This is a genomic window from Pseudoalteromonas sp. M58 (assembly GCF_042604605.1).
Lineage (GTDB): Bacteria > Pseudomonadota > Gammaproteobacteria > Enterobacterales > Alteromonadaceae > Pseudoalteromonas > Pseudoalteromonas tetraodonis.
The window spans coordinates 1,468,455-1,490,802 of sequence record NZ_CP152390.1; the positions used below are offsets into that span (position 1 = coordinate 1,468,455).

Sequence of the window (22,348 nt, forward strand, 5' to 3'; positions counted from 1 at the left end):
ATTAAAATAGTGTGCTTGAACAGGGGACTTGTTTGGTGAGGGTTAAATTCTAAGTAAAATTCAAGGTGTTAATAATATGTAATTAAGCGTGTGATTTTTAGTGTCTATCTCAAAAGGTTTGCGGTTATTGGTTTCTGCTGTCATGTTGGTGGCATTCATTATGAGGATAACAATGCTATGTCTAATTTAGGTTTAAAGTTAGTTAATCAACTTATAAAGTATGGTGTGTTGGCATCATTAAGTTCTGTAACGCTTACAAGCTTTGCTGGCGAGTCTACACAACAAGCATCATTGCATAAAATTGCACAAGAAATTTCGGCGCAGCGTATTGAGAGTGATATTCAAACGCTGGTGGGTTTTGGTACGCGACATACGCTATCAGAGACTAAGTCTGATACACGTGGTATTGGCGCGGCAAGGCGTTGGATTAAAAAAGAATTTGAAGCGATTTCGGCACAATGTGGTGGCTGCTTAGAAATAATAGAGGTAAAACAAACCATTTCGGGAGAAAAGCGCATTCCTAACCCTGTAGAAGTGGTTAACATAATTGCGATTCAGCGCGGCAGTACTGAGCCTAATCGTATGGTGATGATGTCGGGTGATATAGACTCGCGCGTTAGTGATGTAATGGATTTTACCAGCGATGCGCCAGGTGCAAACGATAACGCTTCAGGGGTTGCCGGTGTTATTGAGGCAGCGCGTGTTTTATCGAAATATACATTTAATGGCTCGGTTGTTTACGCGGCGCTCTCAGGTGAAGAGCAAGGTTTATTTGGCGGTAAAATTTTAACCGCTTATGCGCAAAAAAATAATTGGCAGGTTCATGGTGTTTTAAATAACGACATGATTGGTAATATTACTGGTATTAATGGCGTAACCGATAACACCACTGCACGTATTTTTTCAGAAGGGACGCGAGTGGTTGAAACCAAAGAGCAAGCGCGTACTCGTCGTTTTACAGGTGGCGAAGTTGACTCAGCGAGTCGTAATTTAGCGCGTTACATAGACACCATTGCCGATAAATACATTGAAAATTTAGACACTATGCTGGTATACAGACTCGACCGATTTGCTCGAGGAGGGCATCATCGCCCATTTAATGATGCGGGCTTTGCGGCTGTACGTATAATGGAAACTAACGAGCATTACGACCGTCAACATCAAGACCTCCGCACCGAAAATGGCATAGTGTACGGTGATACCATCGATGGGGTTGATTTTGATTACGCCGCAAAACTCACGTCATTGAATGCGGTGAGCCTAGCGTCAATGGCATGGGCACCAGCGCCACCGAAAGAAGTGAAAATTAGTGGTGCCGTACGCGCCAGTACCACACTTTCTTGGCAACCATCGGAAGATAAAAATATTGCCGGTTACAAAATTTACTGGCGCTATACGAGTGAGCCACAATGGCAATACAGCCAATGGGTTGATAATGTTAGCGAGTTTACACTTAAAAATGTGGTTATTGATAACTACTATTTTGGCGTTGCTAGCGTGAATAAACAGGGTGTTGAATCGCCAGTGGTGTTCCCCGGTGATGTGGGGTCGTTTGATCACAACATAAAATAATCGGTTTGCTTAAAAACCCAGCAAACAGCTGCGAATAAGGTGTTAAGCACGCTATTTATGCTTGCGCCTTATTTGTTATGCCCTTAAAGTGTAAACAAAGAAGTAAAAAGGTTATTAAAATGCAGCAACAAGAACAAAAACCATTAACACCAGAGCAGCAAGCTGAACTTCAGCAACAAGAAATTCAATGGCAGCGCGAATGTTTTCAAAATGCGCAAAAACATTTAGCTGAAAAAGGCATTATGCCCAAAACATTGCTTGAAAAAGAAAGCCGTTTTTTAGCGCCTTTATGCGCGCTATGGAAATTTAAAGCGCAAAACGGTAAAAGCTACTGGGTGATCACCGGTCGTTTACCAACCGATCACGCTGAAGCATCTGCAGCAAAAGATGCACGCGATGCTATGCGTTATTTTTCACTGCAGTGGCAGTTAAAGGCCGATCAAATTATTACCGCGGGTGCGCGAGATAAAACCCAAGCTGATTTTGCAAATTTACTGATTAACCGTGCACATGGTTTATATGAAATGCATGAAAACGAGCAGCTTTGGGCAAAAGAACCCGCTTAATAAATAAAAGTGAATACATTTAAAAAAACCTAACTTAGTGACCTAAGTTAGGTTTTTTGTTGGAACTTTAATAATTAAGCTCGAAACATAAATAGACTCTAATAAGCGCTATCTACGCGCACTGTGTTATTAGTTAAATAAATAAGGCGTACATTATCACCTTGGTGAAAACGCATAGCGGGGTCGCTATCTTGTACCACCATAAATTGTTCACCACTTTCTACTTGTATTAGCAGTTCAACTAATTGGAGGTTTTCATAGCGTTGTGTCTGTTGCTGATTATGCGCAACATTACCACCAATCACTGATCCTAAAATAGTTGCAACCGTGCGACCACTGCCGCCGCCAAACTGGTTACCAATAACACCGCCTAGTAAGGCACCGCCAAAGGTTTTCCAACCGTTACTTTTATCGTGAACCAATTGTTGCTCTGTAATGTTGCGCACCGACTTCACTTTACCAAATAGTACTTGCTGCACAGGAACGGCTTTATTGCGTTCATACTTGGCAAAAGTGGGGGCACTAAATATTAATAAAGTGCATAAAAATAAGCTAAGCGTTTTCATGGTTCGCTCCTGTTAGTTACCAACCAAAGGTAGATTTTTCACGGGTTTTACGAATTTCAGTTTCGTCAGCCCATTCAACAAGGCCACTTTGCATATCCATTAAGCGCATTGTAAATTTGTAGTACACATCGGCTTTGTCAGCATTGGATTTAACAATGCTCGATAGGTTACCGTACAGCATATATTGCGCACCAATTTGTTTACCAAAGGCCACCGCAGTGCTTGGATTGATCAGTGCATCTTCATTTTGAAATGTAAGTTGTTCACGAACCGCTTCTACACGGGTCATATCAACAAATCTAAATTTTCCACTGCGAAGTAATTGAGTCGAAATTGAGTCGGTAATTGACTCAGTGTCTATGTGTTCACTGGTTTTGTTTTTAATACGCTCAACAAATACCACAGGGCGGGTATTGGCAGTCATAGTACCAACCACTGGCGAACTGAGAAGTGAGTCGGTCATTTGCGAGGCTACTTTTTGTAGGTCGGTAGAGCCAAAGTTTATATCTGTGGTTTCTACGGCTTGGGCATCACCATAACTAACGACTGCTTTATTAGCACAGCCTGTTAGTGTGAGTGCGGCTAAGCCTAAAATTGCATAGCCAGAGAGTGATTTGAATTGTTTATTGATCATAATGGTTTCCTTAATCTTTAAATTCTTGTGCTTCAGTAGACACTTCTCTTACAGCTAAAGAGAAAGTAACGGCATTAGGGCTAGGCGCGAGCCCTGCAAGCTGAGTTTTAGCAAAGCCAAATAATGTGAGGGCTTGCCACGGCGAGTGGTTGCCTTTAATTACAAAGCCATCTTTATCAAACCAGTTAAATTGATACTGTAAATATTGTGACTTTTTATAGGTACTTGCCAAGGTGACTACCACGTCGGTTAGGTTATTTGTTTGACGAGTTTTTACATCACTAATTAATAGCTTTTTTGCTAACTGTGGATTGTTAACATTGAGCTGCTCTTTGTAGGCGTTGGTAGTTTGTTCAACTCCAATGCCTGAGGTTACAGGTCGGCTGCTACATGCACTAAGCATAAACAACGCAATAATGGGGAGTATGTATTTCATGATGGCTCCTAAAGTTGCACTACATGGGAGTTAAAATAGTTATTAACAGAGGTTAGGTAGATTAACGTTAACCTTTGCTTACTAACGGTAAAATTTATTGGCGGTTGTGAGCCAAAATTTAAGGTATGTTCGCCTGCAGTCACTGCACTGCGGGCAAGACTAATTTGATTGGGTAAGGTAAGCCAGCTGCGGGTATCGGCTTGCTCAGAAGCAAGATTATATAAGTTTGCTAAAATATTCCCCACATCACCGCCACTGCGGGCAAGCTCAGCGCGCAGCTTTTCTTTCGCCACTAAGCGCAATATTTGCCTCGATACGCGCCCAGCAACTTGCTGCTCTAACGTTTTAGCGGCCAGTGCTTCTAAGTGCACTAGCGGGCTTAGTGATAATACATGGTCATTAATTTTGACGTTGTTAACGGTGCTTACATAAGCATTATTTATATAAATGGGCATGGCGAGACTATAAAAGCGGGCGTCTCCTTGTGAAGTATAAATGGGTAATCGTAATTTAAATTCGTGTTGTTTTGGTATCAGGCCTTGTTCGAATAATATAACCACTTCGCCTTGGTTTTTTTCTAAGCTGTTAACTTCACCAAACTGGCGTTTAAATTGGTTATAGTCATCAGCAAAACCTTGCTGCTTAGCAAGACGCAGTACATCGTGTTGTAAATACGGATTGTTAGGTTGTATTTCGAGTGCTTTTTTATAGTCTATGTAGGCATCATCACCTTGCTTTGCCGTTTCATATAGCAACCCTGATAAGTAAAACGTGTACGCATTTTGAAAGCCATTTTTGACCGAGCGAATTAAGTTATCCATATCTGGATAGTGTTGCTGTGCTTGGGCAACCGCATTATCAAATTCGCTTTGATTATTTAATAGTTCATCAACTTGTACTTTATTAGCACGGCGTATTTCAACTAAGGCGCTTTCAATATCATGTTTATAAACATAATTGAGCGCTTTGTAGCTATGCAACATACTCATTTCGTAGGCGGGCGGTGTATAACCAATAGCTGAGTCGTTGGTTAACAGCGCATTACTTTGCTCAAGCCCAGCACTTACTTGTATTTTTGCAGCTTGGCGCTTAGATTGCATTTGTTGATAGACAGTTTCAAAATGAACTTGTGCGTTATCGGGGTTGTTGGCTAAATCCGCGATACGGCCTTGCTCTAATTGGTTCAGTAAATAATTACTGTGTGTTTTGCTGTTTTTGCTTATTAAGGAGCGTGCACTCTCAATATTATTATTCGTAATGGCTTGTCTAATAGGGGTGGTATTAGTGGCGTAATCATTAAAGAGATCGTCAAAGCCAATGGTGCTGCAACCACTTACAATAAAGCAAAGACTAAAAATTAAAATGTGACGCACGCGCACTCCTTCTTATTTATTCTGTAAGGTTAACATACTGCCAATAAATACAAGTGTGAAAGATTGTAAAAAAGCGTAGTGTATAAACATAGAAAAAAAACCCTTAATAAAAACTTTATCATTTAAAAAATAACCATGGTAACGTTTACAACATTGGACGTTAATTTAATCGATATATAAATACGGTACATATTTATCAATACGTTAGGAATTAATTTGAAAGCAACACTGTTTACTATTATCGCGTTAGTTGCCTTTGCTGCAAATTCGTTATTATGTCGGTTAGCGTTAGCGCAAGGCTACATTGATGCGTGGAATTTTACCGTTATTAGGTTACTGAGCGGGGCAGTGTGTTTGACCATTATTATGCTGCTCTATACTAGGCAGTTAAATAAAAAAGCGCAGTTAAGTAATCCTATTATTAACGATACTGGCAGTTGGCGAAGCAGTGCTAGCTTATTGATATATGCGCTGTGTTTTTCTGTTGCTTATATCGAGCTTGATACCGGTATGGGGGCGCTTATTTTATTCTCGGCGGTGCAATTTACAATGATTGGCTGGGGCATATATAAACAAGAGCGTTTAAGTGCTGTGCAATGGCTTGCATTTATAGTGGCGTTTGCGGCATTTGTTTACTTAATGCTGCCCTCACAGACAGCACCACCGCTGATGGCTGCATTATTAATGAGTATAAGTGGCATTGCGTGGGGAATTTACAGTATTCGTGGCAAGGCGTGTGTGTCGCCGCTAAGAGCCACTGCCTTTAATTTTATTCGTAGTTTATTAGTGCTACCTATTTTAATTGTGGTGGGAATGAGCCAGCTTAAAAATATACGTATCGAAGGGGCGTTACTTGCAATAGCCTCAGGTGCCATCGCATCTGGAGTAGGGTACAGTATTTGGTATGTGGCTATGCCACTATTAAAGAGCACGCATGCAGCCATAGTGCAGTTATGCGTACCCGTTTTGGCGGCTATTGCAGGGGCTGTGTTTTTATCAGAGACATTAACTGTACAATTTATGCTCCCCAGCAGTATCATTTTACTAGCGGTATTAGTTTTTACTTTAAATAAAAAGACTAAAACTGCTTAGCTGGTGGACTTACATTGATCACAAAGCGTTCATACAATGCAGGTAAGTGGGTTAAAATAGCGTCTTTACCTAATAAATCACTGTGTTTAATGCAGTCGTGCAACACTTCTGGCGTAAGGTGACGAATAAGCTGCGCTGATTGCGCTATGTGGCTAATATGCCAAAGCTCAGGAGCTACCCCGCCCAAGTCATACTGGTAAGGTCGATAAAACCCAAATTCTGCTAGATGAGTTTCTAGCCATTGGCTTAGTTTAGCAAAAGGCCCACCTTGCTGATATTCATTAGGGCTCAATTGCAAAACATAATCGTCACTCACTGCGCCTTTATCGTAAATATCTAAATCAGTCCCTAAATGATGGCGACTCGCCCCCGGTAGCGCAGAATAAAGCATGATGGCAATGCATTTATCAATATCACTGAGCGAATTAATATCAACGTGTTGCTGCGCTTTGTTTAATACCGGCCGCTTAGCGGAAAATTTAGCGTTCCAAATAGCTGATTGACGGTTAAAATCCCGAAAACTTGATGCAATACATAAATCAAAGCCTGCTGATGAAGCCGCTGTTTGCAGTGCAATAAAGTCATTTACAATATCGGCATGCAAAGAGTGATTTTGTATGGCAACTAAATGTGCATCACTTTGGCCAGTGATGCATTGTATGAGTTCTTTATTTGCAGTCATTAAGTTAACAGGTGCTCTAATATTTGTTCGTAAATATCGGCCAGCGCGATTAGGTCGTCGGTGCTAACACACTCGTCCACTTTATGAATAGTGGCATTACGTGGCCCTAATTCAATAACTTTAGCACCCGTTTGTGCGATAAAACGACCATCTGAGGTGCCACCTGTTGTTTCTAAGTTAGTGGTTAACCCCGTTACCGATTTAATGGCGGCTACGGTGGCATCAACCAATGGGCCGTGATCGGTTAAAAACGGCAAGCCATTCACAATCCAATTGAGTTCATAATTTAAATTGTGTTTTTGTAAAATGGCATTTACTTTTTGTTGTAGTTGTTGATGAGTAACTTCGGTACTAAATCTAAAATTAAATTGTACCTCTAGCTCCCCAGGGATCACATTGCCTGCGCCCGTACCGCCATTAATATTAGAGATTTGAAAGCTGGTGGCTGGAAAAAAGTCATTACCCATATCCCACACAGTTTGGCTTAACTCGGTTAAAGCTGGCGTGGCTAAATGAATTGGGTTTTGTGCTAAATGTGGATAGGCCACATGACCTTGCACGCCTTTTATAGTTAAAAACCCCGTGAGTGAACCACGGCGGCCATTTTTAACCACATCACCGAGTACATCGCGAGAAGAGGGTTCACCTACAAGGCACATGTCTATTTTTTCACCGCGCTCCTCTAAAGTATCTATCACGCGCGTGGTGCCGTTAATAAACGGGCCTTCTTCATCTGAGGTAATTAAAAACGAAATGGAACCTTTGTGATCTGGATGCTTAGTCACAAAGCGTTCGGTTGCCACAATCATCGCTGCTAATGAGCCTTTCATGTCGGCAGCGCCACGGCCATGTAATAAGCCGTCTTCAATTAGGCCTGCAAAAGGCGGGTGCTGCCAGTTTTTTTCAGGTCCAGTGGGCACCACATCAGTATGACCGGCAAAACAAAAATGCGGTGATTGCGTGCCTTTTCGTGCCCAAGTATTGAGCGTGTCAGTAAAAAAGAGCGATTCAATATCAAAGCCAATGGCGCTTAGGCGTTCATTCATCATATGTTGGCACCCGGCATCTTCAGGTGTAACCGACTCTCGCTGAATTAAGGCTTGGGCTAGGGTAATTACTGGATGGGTCATTATTTAAAAATCTCATCGTATTGTGCTGCTTTAAAGCCTAAGTGATATTGCCCGTTATTAATAAGAAGAGGGCGTTTGATCATCGCCGGTTGTTCAACGAGTAAATCTATAGCGGTTTGTTTAGTCAAGCTTTGTTTTTGCTCATCAGTGAGCGCTCTATAAGTTGTGCCACGTTTATTAACCAATTGTTCCCAATCAATATGTTCTGCAAAGTCGCTTACCATGTCGTTATTAACGCCGTCTTTGCGGTAGTCATGGAAAGTGAATGCGATGTCGTTATCGCTTAGGTATTTTTTTGCTTTTTTAATTGTATCGCAGTTGCTAATGCCATAGAGAGTGATCATAAATCTACTTCTTTTTAATAATAGTTAATAAGGTATCTACACCGGCATTAACTTGCGGGTGAGAATAATGAAAAGTGCCTAAATTATGGCCATTGAGAATTATAAGGCTGGCTAAAATAGGCGAGTCGAGCTCACGTAAATCAAAATAAGCAAGGCGTTGGCCTTTGGTTATTTTGCTGCCGTTAAGCTGAGCAATATGAGTATGCGTAAGTGTTTGTGAATCGGGAACCGCTAGGTTTATTAATACTTTTAAGCCGTTATTGGCTTTTAAAATAAATTCACAACCGGCACTTTTTACCTGCAGTAAGGTGCCATTGAAGGGCGCTAATACTTTATGACTCGATAAACTAACAACAATACCTGGGCCGAGTGTGCCAAAACGAAAAAAGGGTTGTGGATGCTCTTCCATTGGCATCACTTTACCACTGAATGGGCTCGTGATTTGTATCGCGTTTCGGCCAATTTTATTTTTAGTTAAATAGCTAACGTCTTCAGATTTCATTATTTATTGAGTTACCACGTTGTAGCCATCGGCTTTAAGGGCTGTAATTGCTTTGGTGACCGTTTGTTTTTTTACTAAAATATAGTCGGTATCATATGTGGATATCGAAAAAATGGACACGCCAGCTCTGGCTAATACGCCTGACAGATTTGCCATAATGCCAGTTAACGAAAATCCTAAAGGGCCTATTACTTCCAGTGCTTGCCAATTAGATTCAGTATCTTGGCTATCAATAATAAAGTCGACAGGGCAAACAACTGACAGTTCATCATGCGTTTTTGAGATAAAAAATAACGGTTGTTTTAACAGCGCAGGCGGTATGTCAGCATCAAGGGCTAAACTATGAATAGATAACACGGTGCTGTGTAATTGTAATGTTTGTTTTGACATTAAACGTATCGCCAGCAGCAAAATAATAGCTTTATAGTATAGAGTATTGAAGCTAAATTAAAGGCTCAAGTTTAGGCAGTGCTATATTTTTATTAGCTAAAAAATAATTGTCCACAATTTCTGTGGATAAGCTTGGGGGTTGTGAGGTATAAATAGCCTAACCAGTTAATTATTAAATAAAAAATGGCTAGACTATAAAAAGGGCAAGTTAATTACAGGCCTTAATTAAGCGCTTCTACTTGCGCCGCCTGAATGGCTGTTAAAGCAATGGTATACACAATATCGTCAACTAATGCGCCACGGCTTAAGTCGTTAACAGGTTTGCGCATCCCTTGTAACATAGGACCAATACTGATCAAATCGGCACTTCGTTGCACTGCTTTGTAGGTGGTATTACCCGTATTTAAATCAGGGAAAATAAACACGGTTGCTTTACCGGCAACCGGGCTATCTGGCGCTTTTTTAATAGCTACACTTTCCATAATGGCCGCATCGTATTGCAATGGCCCATCGATAATGAGATCTGGGCGCTTTTGTTGGGCAATTTTTGTTGCTTCGCGGACTTTTTCTACATCAGCGCCACTGCCCGAATTACCCGTGCTGTAACTTATCATTGCTACACGAGGTTCTATGCCAAATGCGGCAGCAGAATCGGCAGATTGAATTGCAATATCGGCTAGTTGTTCAGCATTAGGATCAGGATTAATAGCACAGTCACCATAAACAAGCACTTGATCAGGCAATAACATAAAAAATACCGACGAGACTAATGATGAACCCGGTGCGGTTTTAATCAGCTGTAAAGGCGGGCGAATGGTATTGGCCGTGGTATTGACTGCCCCTGAAACCAGCCCATCTACTTTTCCTTGCTCTAGCATCATGGTGCCCAGTACCACGTTATCTTGCAGTTGTTCCTTTGCAATAACGTCAGTTAAGCCTTTGTTTTTACGAATTTCGACCATAGGTGCCACGTAGTCGTTAATAATACTACTTGGCTCTATTACAGTCACATGCTCGTTCAGTTCAATCCCTTGTTGCTCCGCGATGCGTAATATTTCATCGCGATCGCCAAGTAGAATTGTTTTAGCAATGCCGCGCTGGCCACAAATAGCAGCGGCTTTAATGGTACGAGGTTCGTTCCCCTCAGGCAGTACAATCGTTTTATCCGCTTTACGGGCTTTATCGGTTAATAAATACCTAAAGGCAGGGGGGGATAACTTGCGCGTTTTCCCCACACTTTTTGCTAATGTGTCTAACCAATCAGAGTCGATATGTGCAGCGTTATGATCTTTTACTTTTTCTATGCGTTGTTCATCGTCGCTAGGCACTTCTAGGTTAAAGTTATGCAGCAATAAAGAGGTGCGCCAGGTATCGCCTTCGGTTGCCAAAATTGGCAGACCAGTTTGCATAGCTTGTTCGCATAACGCCATAATACGCGGCTCAGGTTCAAAACCACCGGTAAGTAAAATTGCACCTAGTTTTGTGCCATTCATGGCCGATAAGCAAGCAGCAACGAGTATATCTGAGCGATCGCCAGGGGTAACCAATAACGCACCTGGCGTAAAATAGTTTAAAATATTGGATACTGTGCGGGCACAAAATGTAATTCGTCTGAGTCGGCGGTGTACCATATCGCCTTCGTTGATAATAGTGGCTTTTAAATAGGCACTTAAATCTTTAACACGTGGGGCAACCAGTTCAAAATCCCACGGAATAGCGCCGAGTAACATAAACGGGTTTTTTCTAAAAATAGGTAAAGAAGCTAAGCGGTTTAATTCGTTATCAAGCGCTTCTGGCTTATAGGTATCGACTAAATCGGCGCGAGCACGACCTTCCTCATCAAGGGGGGCGTTTACTTTATTAAAAATACAGCCAAGCACGCGAGGGTGGTCAATGCCACCATAGTTGCCAGCGGCTATTTCAAGTCGGTCTTCAATTTGAGTAATGTTGTAATTGCCAGGGGTAAGTACAAAAACGATATCAGCCCCTAAAGTTTGTGCGATTTCGCGATTTACTCTGCCCGCATACGGTTGGCGACGAGTAGGCACCATGCCTTCAATAATAGCCACTTCATCATCGTTAATTTTACTTTGAAAACGCTCTACAATTTCTTCTAGCAGGTCATCGCCTTTGCCATCGCCAATCATTTGCTCGGCGTAATCCAGCGCAAATGACGTGGGTGGATCAATAGGCGAGCCTTGGGTAACAATTTGTGTTGACTTTTCTGGGCCTGTTTCACCCGCGCGTGGTTGGGCTATAGGTTTAAAAAAATTAACTTTAACAGTTTTTTGTTCCAGCGCCCTTACCAAACCCACCGATACTGAGGTTAAACCAACCCCAGTAGAAACGGGGATCAACATAATACGACGAGCCATATTATAACTCCTTGGTGATGTTTGCGGCATCAAGTGCGATCACCCATTCTTCGTTAGTGGGCATAACAACCGCTTTGCTACGTGAATCAGCTGTACTAATTAACCCAGCTTGGCCAAAACGTGCATCAAGGTTTGCTTGTGGGTCTAAATTAATACCTAAAAAGGCCAATTGTTTAAGTACTTTATCACGGATAATATCGGAATTTTCGCCAATACCGCCGGTAAAAATAACTGCGTCTAGCTGTTGCAGCGGGACCATGTAAGCGGCTATTTGTTTTGCGAGGCGGTAACAAAACATATTAAGAGCCAGCATAGCTTGCTGGTTGCCTGCAATAGCGGCTTCTTCTATGGTGCGACAATCGTTAGACAACTCGCTTATGCCTAATAAACCACTTTTTTGATTGAGTAAGTCATCAATTTGCTGAGCAGTGTAATCGAGTTGCGTGGTTAAAAAGTTAAATAGGCCCGGATCAATGTCGCCACAGCGCGTACCCATAACAAGCCCTTCAAGCGGGGTTAACCCCATACTGGTATCAACACTTTTGCCATTTTTAATCGCACACACTGAACAGCCGTTTCCTAAGTGGGCGCTAATAAAGTTACTGTTTTCAATAGGAAGCGCTAATAACTTCGCAGTTTGCCCTGCCACATAAAAATGGCTGGTGCCATGAAAACCATAGCGCCTAACACCAAAGTCTTTATAAAGCTGATAAGGAAGGGCATAAAGATAAGCGACTTCATTCATCGTTTGATGAAATGCCGTATCGAACACGGCTACTTGCGGTAAGTTTTTAAATGATGCTTGCGCTGATGAAATACCCAGTAAGTTAGCGTGGCCATGCAAAGGTGCTAGCGTAGCTGCTTGCGTGATACCTGCAATAACGCGTTCGTCAATTAATACTGATTGGGTAAAATGCTCACCACCATGCACAACACGATGACCAACAGCAACTAGTTGCTCATCAAGATTGTGATCTTTTATTAAATCAACCAGCGTATCAATGGCATGCGCGTGTGCCTGATTAGCAGCAAGTTTAATGGTGGTCTTTTCTCCCTTAAATTTATATTTTATTGAGGGAGCATCTGCACCTAGGCGCTCAGCTAAACCTGAAATAATGTCTTTTCCTGTGTTTGCATCAATAATTGCAAACTTTAAACTTGAGCTTCCACAATTAAGTACCAAAACATGGTTTGGTTTTTTTGGCAGAGTTGGCATAGATTCATTTTCCATTTAAATATTAATCAGTACACTTGGTTGATATATAAGTATTGTAGGCTTAAATGGGTGTAGACTAAAGTGTAGTTGACTTTATTAAAAGGGCTTTGTGGAATTCTTTTAATAATTTATGCTTTTTGTGAGTTTTACTAATGAAATTAAGCATTTTTACCGATAAAGTGAGAGTTGTGTTACACTTTTATAAGCAAGATGCTTTTACAAGTGTTAAATGCCGTGATTGTGAGGATTTATAATGCAAAAAAGTGTGATATCACAAGTTCAATTAGGGCGCGCTTATGCTAAAACATGGCCTATGCGTAAAGAGGTCGCGCCATTATTTGCCGAGTTTAAAGTGATCAGAGCAACCGAGCTTGCGATTACGGTAATGCCTATTTTAGCCATGCTAACTTTGTTTTTTCAGCTTAATTATTTAGGCCCTGATTTTTTACCTCAAGCTATTGCCAGTAGTCTATTTTTTATCTCCTTGCCGTTACAAGGGCTTTTATGGCTAGGTAAACGTGCGCAAACAGAATTAGAACCCGCTATGCTGCAATGGTACAACGAGTTGTTTGCAAAAATGATCGCCAACGGTTACGACGCACAAATGGGGAAAAACAAGCCCCGCTATTTGGAGCTTGCTGAATTGTTAAAAGACATGTTTGATAAAATGGATAAAACCTTTACTAAAGAGCAGTTTTAACAAACTGGCTAATATAAAATGACAAGGTAACCTTATGATGCTGTTTTTGTTCAAGTGCCTGCCAATGCTCGGGTCTGAACTTCCATGCAAAGGGTGTCATCATTATTAAATTTCTTACGTCGCTAAATGTGAGTGACACTTGCTCTGTAATGAGCTGTTGCGATGATTGTTTAAAGCCTGTCGGCGTAGCAACTTCAGTATGTTCATTTACCGTATTATAGATATATTTTTTCAACTCTTTGAGGTGCATAGGCCCAGGGCTTGCCACCACTAAACAGCCATCCTCTTTAACAAGGCGAGAAAGTTCATCGTCAAACAAAGGGGCAAACACGCTAATTAACACATCAGCAAGGTGATCATTAAAGGGCGCGTGGCTTATTGATGCCACGCTAAATTGACATTGTTTGTATCGTTTTGCTGCGTATTTTACCGCCGACTTAGATATATCAACACCATACACAGTAGCTTGCGTGTTATTTGCTATAGCATGGGTGTAAAACCCCTCGCCACACCCTAAATCAATTACTATATTTGCATTGAGCGGTTTGACTAAATTAGCTAAGGCCGTCTGTAAAAATGCATAATGGCCTTGCTCTAAAAAAGAACGCCTTGCTTGTACCATTTCTAAAGAGTCACCGGGCTGTTTAGAGTTTTTATTTTGCACGGGGAGTAAGTTTACATAGCCTTCTTTGGCAAAATCAAAGCTGTGGTTATTATCACAGTGTAATGTTTTTTCATTAAGTGCCAATGGAAGTTTGCAAATAGGGCAATGGTAATGAAGACTCATGAGCCTAAATAGTCCTTATCAAAAAAAGTTTTTACCCAGTGCGGGCGATAGGTGATCATAACAGTTATTGCCATACCGTTTAGCATTGCTTCAGGAAACGCTAAAATAGGACTGAGATAAATGTAGTTTTCTGTTAGCTGATGCCAATTATATTCGCCAATTGCGTAATAAAAAACACCCCCGAGTATAATGTTAACGCAAGCAACGACACCAGCCGTTAAAAAGCTACAAACAAATATATAGATAAAAAAGTGCCGCGCTAAGTAGTGGTAACAAAGCATAAATACAAAGTAGCTTAATAATACTGGAATAAACGCACTTATTAGTAATTTTACCGCAATCAGCTCGAATGCTATTTGTCCAAAAGCAGTTAGCAGGGCTGTTGCTAATACACAACTTAAAATAGCCAGACGCCAGCCTAAAATCAGCGTAACAGCAGTAATGCCCAGTATATGAAGATCAAGACCAGGTAAAATACCGGCTTTTATACGCCATAGTAAAGCGAGCACCAGCGCGCAGGCAAACACACCGGTTTGCCTTGCTGGCGTATTAAATAAATTGGCGTATGTTGATTTATTAACACTTAAAAAGCCAATAACAATAACACCAATCCACAGTAATGCCTGTAATTGCACGCTTAGCATAATCGTTAATTAAACTCAGACCAAATAGGGGCATGATCTGAAGGCTTGTCGATAGCACGTAATTCGTAATCTATACCGGTGTCGATACAGCGAGCTGCTAAGTCATGCGTTGCCAGAACCACATCAATCCTTAGTCCACGATTATCAACAAAACCCTTAGAGCGGTAGTCAAACCATGAGTATTGATCGTTAGTTTCTGGGTTTTGCTCCCTAAAGGTGTCTTTAAAGCCCCAGTTTAATAACGTTGCTAGCCATTCACGCTCAACGGGTTGAAATGAACATTTTCCGGTTTTTAACCAGCGTTTTGCGTTTACCTCACCAATACCAATATCTAAATCGGTTGGAGAGATATTAATATCGCCCATTACAATTACATCTTGATCAGGCGTGTAATGACTATTTAGGTGAGTCATTAAGTCTTGATAAAATTGACGTTTATAAGGGAATTTAGTTTCGTGGTTGATATTATCGCCTTGCGGGAAGTAGCCATTCATGACATGTAGGTCACGGCCATTTTCTTGCTCTACGGTAACGCTGATCATTCGCTTTTGCGACTCATCTGTGTCGGTGGAAAAGCCTTTTAATACCGACTTAGGCTCTTTTTTGCATAACATTGCCACACCGTAATGCGCTTTTTGTCCATGAAAATAAACGTGGTAACCCATTTTTTGTACATCGTCTAGCGGAAATGCTTCATCGTGCACTTTTATCTCTTGAAGACCAATAATATCTGGCTGGTGTTTATCAATAATAGCTTGTAACTGATGTAGGCGAGCACGCAGACCATTGATATTAAAAGAAATCACTTTCATAAAGTTTACCTTCAAATTTATTTTCATTGTTAGCCAAATTGTATCAGTATTTGGAGCGACATAACATGATTGAAACGAGAAAATAGCTGCACAAATGTTGATCAATTTTTGCTTAATGTTTAAACATTGTAAATGCAATATTAAATAATAAAATAAATAAAATATTCAATTGATATGTTAAAAGTTGTCTATATAATGCGCAAAAATCGTTTGTTTAACTCGTTCAAATAGGACCACCTGATGAAAACTCAATTACTTTTAGCCGCCTCTCTTTTTGTTTCTGTAACTGCTACTGCGCAAAGCAATACGTATTACAGCCAAGACAACAAATTAGAGTCTAATTTATGTGTTGTAAGCGCCAATGAGGGGTTTTCGGCTGCTCGTAAAATGGCAGCAAAGCACGGTGTATATTTATCGCGTTATTCAAAAAGTATCCTATGTAACGGTCAAGACATCCGTGACATTGCAAAAAAAGAAGCAGCAACGCAATCAGTTGTGTCTAAAGTAGAAGTATTTGCAAAAGATTCACACCAAGAAACACAGTTATGTATGACTGCATTAAAGCAAGGCCTACAACCAGTACGTAAGCAAATTGGTAACTTAAATTCATTAAAGTGTAATGGCCAAAGCGTTACTGATTTTGTTAAGCGTTACCAAAACGCTGCAATCTAAATTACCGTATTAGATATAAATAGCTCGGTTCTTACCGAGCTTTTTTTTTTGCAAAAATTACCAGAGTAGCTTGCAAAAATTGCATTATTAAATATCGTAATAGAAGTTGCTCTTGGTTAATTGTTTGATTTTAATGGTTTATTTTTTTGGCATCGTATTTGTATTACTAGATTTGAAATTTATTAATACAAGGATACGTCTGATGAAAAAATTAACGATAGCTTCTACTGTTTTAGCCGCATTGAGTTTAGCCGCTTGTTCTTCAAATCAAGGTTTAGAAAAAATCGACAGTGATTTTGCAAGCTTAGATAACGACAGCGATGGCTTTATTTCTAAAACAGAAGCCGACGATGATAGTATTTGGCAGCACTTTTCAAATATAGATACAAATATGGATAATCAAATAAGCCGTAATGAATATGATGCTTATATGCAGCTAAATGCTGGGAAAGTTGCTACAGATAGTGAAGTGAGTGAGTCTGCATTTAAGGCTGATATTGCGAAGTTTGATAAAATAGAAAATGACTTTAAAAGCTTAGATAATGATAGCAACGGCTTTATTTCAGTTTCTGAAGCTGACGATGATGATATTTCAAATCATTTTGGTTACATGGACAGCAATAAAGATAAACGAGTAAGTAAAAAAGAGTTTAATAGCTATATCCAAAAACATGGTGATTCTGTTGCAGAGGACGATGCACTTGAGCAATTTAAAAATAGCTAAATTACATTATTAAATACACTTGATACCAAGCCAGTGTTTTTCACTGGCTTTTTTATACCTATAAAATGTTATTTTATTAATATGTTTTCCTAGTTTGCCGTTGTTCTGTCATAATAGATGGCTGTGTGTTTTTATTAACTTTAGAGTGATTATGGTTGGTCGGCGAATTAGTGATGAACAATTAATTGAAATCATTGAAGCGGCGATTTTTGTGGCAGGCAAGCCCGTATCAAAACGTCATCTTAAGGACACGGTTTTAAACGACTTAGCAATTTCTATGGCGCGCATTAATGATGCTGTAGAGGCCATTCAAGTTCACTATCAGACGCGTGGAATACGTTTAGTTGAGGTAGGCAGTGGCTATCGTTTTCAAGCGTGCAGTAGTTTAAGCCCATGGTTGAGTAATTTATGGCAAGAACGTGCCCCTAAATACTCTAGAGCTTTACTCGAAACCCTGTCGTTAATTGCATACAAGCAACCCATTACCCGTGGTGAAATTGAGCAAGTGCGGGGTGTAGCAACTGGCTCAAATATTATTAAAACTCTGCTTGAAAGAGAGTGGATTAAAGTAGTTGGGCATAAAGAAGTACCCGGTAAACCGGCACTTTATGCAACGACTAAACAATTTTTAGATTATTTTTCGATAACGGGACTTCATGATTTACCCGCATTGCCAGAGCAACAGCAAAGTAAAATTACCCAGTTATTAAGTGATCCTTCTGTGAGAGAACCATCCGAATGAGTATACAAGGTGAAAAGTTACAAAAAGTCCTAGCCCGTGCAGGTGTAGGCTCACGCCGTGAAATGGAAAAATACATTGATGCAAATCGTGTGAGTGTAAATGGTAAAGTAGCTAAGTTAGGCGACAGGGTTGAAGAAACCGATTTAATTCGTGTTGACGGCCATACCGTTAAAATAGAAGAAAAAGCAGACAGAATTTGTCGTGTAATTATGTATAACAAACCAGAGGGTGAGTTAAGTACGCGTAAAGACCCTGAAGGCCGTAGAACCGTTTTTGACCGCTTACCTCGTATTGATGGCGATCGCTGGATAGCAGTAGGCCGATTAGACGTGAATACCTCAGGCCTAATGCTGTTTACCAATGACGGTGAATTGGCAAACCGCTTAATGCACCCAAGCTATGAAGTTGAACGCGAATATTCAGCACGTGTATTTGGTGAAGTCACTGACGAAACAATGAAAAACTTACTGCGTGGCGTAGAACTTGAAGATGGCCCCGCAAAGTTCACTGGTATCAAGCCTATGGGCGGTGAAGGTATTAATCGTTGGTATAATGTAACGCTTAATGAAGGTCGTAACCGTGAAGTGCGTCGTTTATGGCAATCACAAGATGTGGAAGTATCACGTCTTATTCGTATTCGTTACGGTAAATTAGAGCTTGATAAGCGTGTACCGCAAGGTGGCTGGATTGAGTATGATTTAGATACGGTTAACTATTTACGTAAAACAGTAAAGCTTGGCAAAGAAACACAAACTAAGCTGTCGGTTATTCCTGAAAAGCGTAAAGACAAGCGCGCTAAAATAAACCAAATTCGCAAGGCGGTTAAAAAGCACAATCAACGTGTAAAACCGACTAAACGTAAGTAATTAAAGCATAAAACAACAAAGCCGCTTTTTATAGCGGCTTTTTTACGTTTAAAACTAAATATTACTTTTTAGCTTGTGCGTCTAACGATTGGCCATTGATATCTTTTGAGTCATCACTCATTAAATACAGGTAAGTTGGCATTAAATCTTCAGGTGTTGCTAGTAAATCACGATCTTCACCTGGGAATGCACTTGCACGCATTGATGTACGTGTTGCGCCTGGATTGATGCAGTTAACACGGATTGGCGTTTTTTCAACTTCACACGCCCATGTTTGCATCATACCCTCTACCGCAAACTTAGAAATAGCGTAAGGTCCCCAAAATTCTCTTCCTTTACGACCTACACCCGATGAGGTAAATACCACTGAAGCACTTTTTGACTTACGCATTACAGGGAACAACGCTTTGGTGATCATCGCTTGTGCTGTTACGTTTACTTTCATTACATTTTCGAATGTTGATGAACAAAAGTGCTCCAACGGCCCTAAAGTACCTAAAATACCAGCGTTATTTAATAGTCCATCAAGGCGGCCAAATTGACTTTCGATTGTTGCGGCTAAATCACGATAGTTCTGTTTAGTTGCACCTTTTAAGTCCATAGGCACAATCGCTGGCTGTGGGTAGCCTGCATTGACGATTTCGTCATACACACATTCTAGTTTATTAGTTGTTTTTCCTAATAAAATAACGGTTGCACCATGTTTAGCATAAGTAATTGCTGCAATACGGCCGATACCATCACCTGCGCCTGTTATCAAAATTACTTTGTCTTTAAGTGCGTTTTCAGTTGCTTGATAGGTATGCATAAAAGTACCAATGTTTAAATTTTTTTTGATTTTAACATAGCAAATCGACAAGTAATCGAATTTATTACAAATTTAGGTGGCGAAACTAGAAAGTTTACGTTAAGTTTAACTGGTCTAATGTCTCATTAATATACTAGCTACATTATTTTAACTTAATTACACTGACTATAAACACACTATAAAAATAAGATTTGTGCGGAGAACACTATGAAAAAAATGCTACTCTCGCTCTCAGTTGCAGCTGCATTAGCAGGCTGTGGCGGCGGAGAAACGTTAGAAGATGTTAAAAACGATTCAGTTACAGTTATTCCAAAAGCTACGGTAAAATTTGACCCTGCAAATGGTGTAATTTCGGTTCCTAATGATTTATTGATGAGCGGTACGCGCGATGGCACATTAAACATTCCTGGTGAGCTAAATGACGAAAATGTTTCTATCCCTCGCGCTGCGTATGCAGATCCGCAACTTGCACTAGGGGCACTTGATGGCTGGTCTACGCAAGTTCCTTTTAAAATAGATTTAACGTTTCCACCGGGCATTAGTCTAGATGAAACGTCTGCAGCTTCACCAGGCTCAGTACGTATTTTTGAAGTGATCATGGGTGCAAGCCTAACAGATGCCGAATGCTCACAAGCACCAGCCGGTGCTGCATGTAAATTAGTGGGCGAATTAACCTTTGGTGTCGACTTTGTTACACAAGGCTCTGGAGACGCGGTTGCTATTATTCCACTTAAGCCATTTAAGGCCGGTAGCTCATACATTAACGTATTAACGACGGGGCTTAAAGATTCAGAAGGTCGTTCAATTGAGCCATCATCAACATATGCGACTGTTAAACAAGAAGCGCCGTTAGTAACGCCATCACAACTTGCGCTGCAAGGGGCTGTTAACAGCTACGAAAACGTAGTGGTAAGCTCAGGAAATATCACCAAAGACGATATTATTTACTCAGCTGCCATGACAATGCAATCAGCAGGTCCTGTGCTTGGCACAATCAAAAAGATTTTAGCAGCAAGCTTAACAGAGCCAACAATTCCAACGCCTGCGTTGCAAATTCCAACACAGCCTATGGCTAATGTACAACAAGCGTTTGCAATACAAGGTGTAACGGTGCCTGACGTATTCCAAGTAGCACAGTACCAAAAGGGCAGTATTCAGTTACCTATGTATTTAGGTACGCCGAAGGGTAAAGAAATCAGTGATTTAAATGATACTTACTGGCAAGGTATGTGTGATAACGCAGTGGCTATCATGGGTTATAAAGCGCAAGCGGGTGAAGCGTTCCCAACTGATCCTATTAGCGTTAACGATGCAACATGTGCAGCGTTAAGTGATGGACAGCTTCGTGATTTAGGTTTAGATAGCACGCGTCATTTAACCAAGTATAATGTTATTCCTAAAATGCAAAGTATGGCGACTGTGCCAGTACAAATTACTAAGCCTATTTTACCGGTTGTGAATGCATACCGTGCAGGCTTAGGTTTAGAGCCTTTTGCTGCTATGCCAGAAAATGGCTGGCCAGTAGTTATTATGCAACACGGTATTACCACACAAAAAGAAAGCATGTTGACACTAACAGCACAGCTTTCACTTCAAGGCTTTGCAACGGTTGCAATTGACCATCCTCGTCATGGCGAGCGTGGAATAGATGTTGATGTTGATGGCACAGATGACTTTAACGCAACATCAGGCTCTGTACTTAGTTACATGAACCTAAGCTCGTTATTGGTCGCCAGAGACAGCTTACGCCAGTCAAGTGCCGACTTACTTGGTTTACGTTTAGGCTTAAACTTCAGTGGTGATAGTTCACTCAATTCTAGAGATGTATCTTATATTGGCCATTCACTGGGCTCAATTGTAGCGCCTGCATTTATTGCACAAGCGAATAGCCCATTGGCTGATCAAGTAGACCCATTCTTTAAAGTTAATGCTGTTGCATTGGCAAGTGGCGGTGGCGGTATTGCTAGCTTCTTATTAGAGTCAGCCGCGTTTGGTCCATTTATTCAAGGCTCTGTACTTTCTCAAGCTGGAACTGCTGAAGCTGACGAGTTTAATGCATTCTTAAATGCTGGTGCGTTATCAAACTGTGGTGCCTTGTTACCAGACATGCAGGACTTCTTAAGCTGTGGCTTTAATGAATTTGCAGCATCGCTAACTATGGCGGGAGAAGCTGATAAACTGGCTAACATCAAGGGTGTGATGACGCAGTTTGTATTTGCAGCACAAACTGCATTAGATAGCGGCGATCCGACTAACTACGCAGCAACGGTTAAAGCACTAGAAACACCTGTGTATATGAATGTTGTTGTTGGTGATGGCACTGATAGTAACAAGCCAGACCAAGTTATTCCGCCGATGACTGCTAACAATCCAATTGCAGGTACACTGCCTCTAGCTAACTTTATGGGGTTAGAAACAGTGAGTACAACTCAAGCACCAACAGAGATGGGCGCTAGCTATTTAGTTAAATTTAACACAGGTCATCATGGCTCGGTATTGACACCGGCGCAAGATGAAAGACAGTCGTCTACAGCAGCGGGCAGCGCAGCAGCTAATGCAGAAATGCAATTGCAAATTGCAACTTATCTAGCATCGCGTGGACGTTTATTATCTGTATCAGATACTGATATTGTGACTAATTAATAATCAACCACTCAATTAAGTCTAAAAAGCCACTGTATAGTGGCTTTTTTTTATTTTAAAGCATGCTAAATT

At 40.8% G+C, this 22,348-nt stretch carries 24 protein-coding genes; 9 read left to right on the forward strand and 15 right to left on the reverse strand.

All coding sequences use genetic code 11. The annotated features are described in order from the left end of the window. Positions 1 to 177: 177 nt before the first annotated feature. Together AAGD16_RS06755 and AAGD16_RS06760 are read left to right on the forward strand one after the other, a co-directional pair. Positions 178 to 1,572 carry a M28 family peptidase gene (locus tag AAGD16_RS06755; protein ID WP_377114500.1) on the forward strand — a complete coding sequence of 465 codons (1,395 nt, stop codon included), beginning with the start codon at positions 178 to 180 and terminating at the stop codon, positions 1,570 to 1,572. A gap of 119 nt (positions 1,573 to 1,691) precedes the next feature. Beyond that, entirely contained in the window at positions 1,692 to 2,138 is a 447-nt protein-coding gene (locus AAGD16_RS06760) for a DUF4826 family protein (protein WP_008110031.1), read from the forward strand. A 98-nt stretch (positions 2,139 to 2,236) separates the two neighbouring features. Here AAGD16_RS06760 and AAGD16_RS06765 read toward each other — a convergent pair whose 3' ends face one another. Genes AAGD16_RS06765 through AAGD16_RS06780 form a run of 4 tightly spaced genes read right to left on the reverse strand, consistent with a single transcriptional unit; the run spans position 2,237 to position 5,147 of the window. Further along, positions 2,237 to 2,704 (reverse strand): glycine zipper 2TM domain-containing protein, encoded by a 468-nt coding sequence (locus AAGD16_RS06765; protein WP_096038404.1) that lies wholly within the window; start codon positions 2,702 to 2,704, stop codon positions 2,237 to 2,239. Between the two features lie 16 nt (positions 2,705 to 2,720). Beyond that, on the reverse strand, positions 2,721 to 3,338 hold the full coding sequence (gene lpoB, locus AAGD16_RS06770) for a penicillin-binding protein activator LpoB (RefSeq protein WP_051894383.1): 618 nt from the start codon (positions 3,336 to 3,338) through the stop codon (positions 2,721 to 2,723). 10 nt (positions 3,339 to 3,348) lie between these two features. Further along, on the reverse strand, positions 3,349 to 3,774 hold the full coding sequence (locus AAGD16_RS06775; protein ID WP_016899910.1) for a YcfL family protein: 426 nt from the start codon (positions 3,772 to 3,774) through the stop codon (positions 3,349 to 3,351). 8 nt (positions 3,775 to 3,782) lie between these two features. Then, the gene (locus AAGD16_RS06780) at positions 3,783 to 5,147 is read right to left on the reverse strand and encodes a COG3014 family protein (RefSeq protein ID WP_377114505.1); all 1,365 of its coding nucleotides are present in this window, start codon (positions 5,145 to 5,147) and stop codon (positions 3,783 to 3,785) included. Between the two features lie 216 nt (positions 5,148 to 5,363). On the opposite strand from AAGD16_RS06780, the gene AAGD16_RS06785 reads away from it, so the two are divergent. Beyond that, positions 5,364 to 6,239, forward strand: a complete 876-nt coding sequence (locus tag AAGD16_RS06785) for a DMT family transporter (RefSeq protein WP_028835848.1) — start codon at positions 5,364 to 5,366, stop codon at positions 6,237 to 6,239. Here AAGD16_RS06785 and AAGD16_RS06790 read toward each other — a convergent pair. The 7 genes from AAGD16_RS06790 to AAGD16_RS06820 form a co-directional block, all read right to left on the reverse strand. Continuing rightward, on the reverse strand, positions 6,226 to 6,921 hold the full coding sequence (locus AAGD16_RS06790) for a M15 family metallopeptidase (RefSeq protein WP_377114508.1): 696 nt from the start codon (positions 6,919 to 6,921) through the stop codon (positions 6,226 to 6,228). The two genes, AAGD16_RS06785 and AAGD16_RS06790, sit on opposite strands and share 14 nt — an antisense overlap. Continuing rightward, complete coding sequence (dapE, locus tag AAGD16_RS06795) at positions 6,921 to 8,051, reverse strand: succinyl-diaminopimelate desuccinylase (RefSeq protein ID WP_013464786.1); 1,131 nt, start codon at positions 8,049 to 8,051, stop codon at positions 6,921 to 6,923. Before dapE ends, AAGD16_RS06790 begins: the two co-directional genes overlap by 1 nt. After that, entirely contained in the window at positions 8,051 to 8,395 is a 345-nt protein-coding gene (locus AAGD16_RS06800; RefSeq protein ID WP_036956391.1) for an ArsC family reductase, read from the reverse strand. Before AAGD16_RS06800 ends, dapE begins: the two co-directional genes overlap by 1 nt. A gap of 4 nt (positions 8,396 to 8,399) precedes the next feature. Next, positions 8,400 to 8,897: a PTS glucose transporter subunit IIA gene (locus tag AAGD16_RS06805; protein WP_013464788.1), complete on the reverse strand. Its 498-nt coding sequence runs from the start codon at positions 8,895 to 8,897 to the stop codon at positions 8,400 to 8,402. Between the two features lie 3 nt (positions 8,898 to 8,900). Then, positions 8,901 to 9,287, reverse strand: coding sequence for an ACT domain-containing protein (locus tag AAGD16_RS06810; RefSeq protein ID WP_029609972.1), 387 nt, complete (start codon positions 9,285 to 9,287; stop codon positions 8,901 to 8,903). Positions 9,288 to 9,508: 221 nt separating this feature from the next. Then, complete coding sequence (gene pta, locus AAGD16_RS06815; RefSeq protein WP_090492778.1) at positions 9,509 to 11,662, reverse strand: phosphate acetyltransferase; 2,154 nt, start codon at positions 11,660 to 11,662, stop codon at positions 9,509 to 9,511. Position 11,663: 1 nt separating this feature from the next. After that, positions 11,664 to 12,878 (reverse strand): acetate kinase, encoded by a 1,215-nt coding sequence (locus AAGD16_RS06820; protein ID WP_064664155.1) that lies wholly within the window; start codon positions 12,876 to 12,878, stop codon positions 11,664 to 11,666. A 253-nt stretch (positions 12,879 to 13,131) separates the two neighbouring features. Here AAGD16_RS06820 and yfbV point away from each other — a divergent pair, with 253 nt between their 5' ends. Further along, positions 13,132 to 13,578, forward strand: a complete 447-nt coding sequence (gene yfbV, locus AAGD16_RS06825; RefSeq protein ID WP_016899917.1) for a terminus macrodomain insulation protein YfbV — start codon at positions 13,132 to 13,134, stop codon at positions 13,576 to 13,578. On the opposite strand, the gene rlmA is transcribed toward yfbV, so the two are convergent. The 3 genes from rlmA to xthA are packed head-to-tail and all read right to left on the reverse strand — an operon-like array spanning position 13,562 to position 15,821. After that, positions 13,562 to 14,365 (reverse strand): 23S rRNA (guanine(745)-N(1))-methyltransferase, encoded by an 804-nt coding sequence (gene rlmA / locus AAGD16_RS06830; RefSeq protein WP_064664156.1) that lies wholly within the window; start codon positions 14,363 to 14,365, stop codon positions 13,562 to 13,564. The two genes, yfbV and rlmA, sit on opposite strands and share 17 nt — an antisense overlap. Next, a complete protein-coding gene (locus AAGD16_RS06835; RefSeq protein ID WP_013464794.1) occupies positions 14,362 to 15,009 on the reverse strand; it encodes an energy-coupling factor ABC transporter permease in 648 nt (215 codons plus the stop codon). The genes rlmA and AAGD16_RS06835 overlap by 4 nt, the downstream gene beginning before the upstream one ends. A 5-nt stretch (positions 15,010 to 15,014) precedes the next feature. Next, on the reverse strand, positions 15,015 to 15,821 hold the full coding sequence (xthA, locus tag AAGD16_RS06840; protein ID WP_013464795.1) for an exodeoxyribonuclease III: 807 nt from the start codon (positions 15,819 to 15,821) through the stop codon (positions 15,015 to 15,017). Positions 15,822 to 16,061: 240 nt separating this feature from the next. Here xthA and AAGD16_RS06845 point away from each other — a divergent pair, with 240 nt between their 5' ends. The 4 genes from AAGD16_RS06845 (at position 16,062) to rluB (ending at position 18,825) form a co-directional block, all read left to right on the forward strand. Further along, positions 16,062 to 16,493: a hypothetical protein gene (locus AAGD16_RS06845; RefSeq protein WP_013464796.1), complete on the forward strand. Its 432-nt coding sequence runs from the start codon at positions 16,062 to 16,064 to the stop codon at positions 16,491 to 16,493. A 202-nt stretch (positions 16,494 to 16,695) separates the two neighbouring features. Beyond that, complete coding sequence (locus tag AAGD16_RS06850) at positions 16,696 to 17,217, forward strand: EF-hand domain-containing protein (RefSeq protein WP_013464797.1); 522 nt, start codon at positions 16,696 to 16,698, stop codon at positions 17,215 to 17,217. Between the two features lie 151 nt (positions 17,218 to 17,368). Beyond that, positions 17,369 to 17,959 carry an SMC-Scp complex subunit ScpB gene (gene scpB, locus AAGD16_RS06855; protein ID WP_013464798.1) on the forward strand — a complete coding sequence of 197 codons (591 nt, stop codon included), beginning with the start codon at positions 17,369 to 17,371 and terminating at the stop codon, positions 17,957 to 17,959. Continuing rightward, positions 17,956 to 18,825 (forward strand): 23S rRNA pseudouridine(2605) synthase RluB, encoded by an 870-nt coding sequence (gene rluB, locus AAGD16_RS06860; protein WP_008110001.1) that lies wholly within the window; start codon positions 17,956 to 17,958, stop codon positions 18,823 to 18,825. The genes scpB and rluB overlap by 4 nt, the downstream gene beginning before the upstream one ends. Before the next feature lie 61 nt (positions 18,826 to 18,886). On the opposite strand, the gene AAGD16_RS06865 is transcribed toward rluB, so the two are convergent. Continuing rightward, a complete protein-coding gene (locus AAGD16_RS06865) occupies positions 18,887 to 19,633 on the reverse strand; it encodes a YciK family oxidoreductase (protein ID WP_016899536.1) in 747 nt (248 codons plus the stop codon). A 207-nt stretch (positions 19,634 to 19,840) separates the two neighbouring features. Here AAGD16_RS06865 and AAGD16_RS06870 point away from each other — a divergent pair, with 207 nt between their 5' ends. Then, the gene (locus AAGD16_RS06870; RefSeq protein ID WP_096038406.1) at positions 19,841 to 22,276 is read left to right on the forward strand and encodes a VolA/Pla-1 family phospholipase; all 2,436 of its coding nucleotides are present in this window, start codon (positions 19,841 to 19,843) and stop codon (positions 22,274 to 22,276) included. Positions 22,277 to 22,348 lie beyond the last annotated feature (72 nt).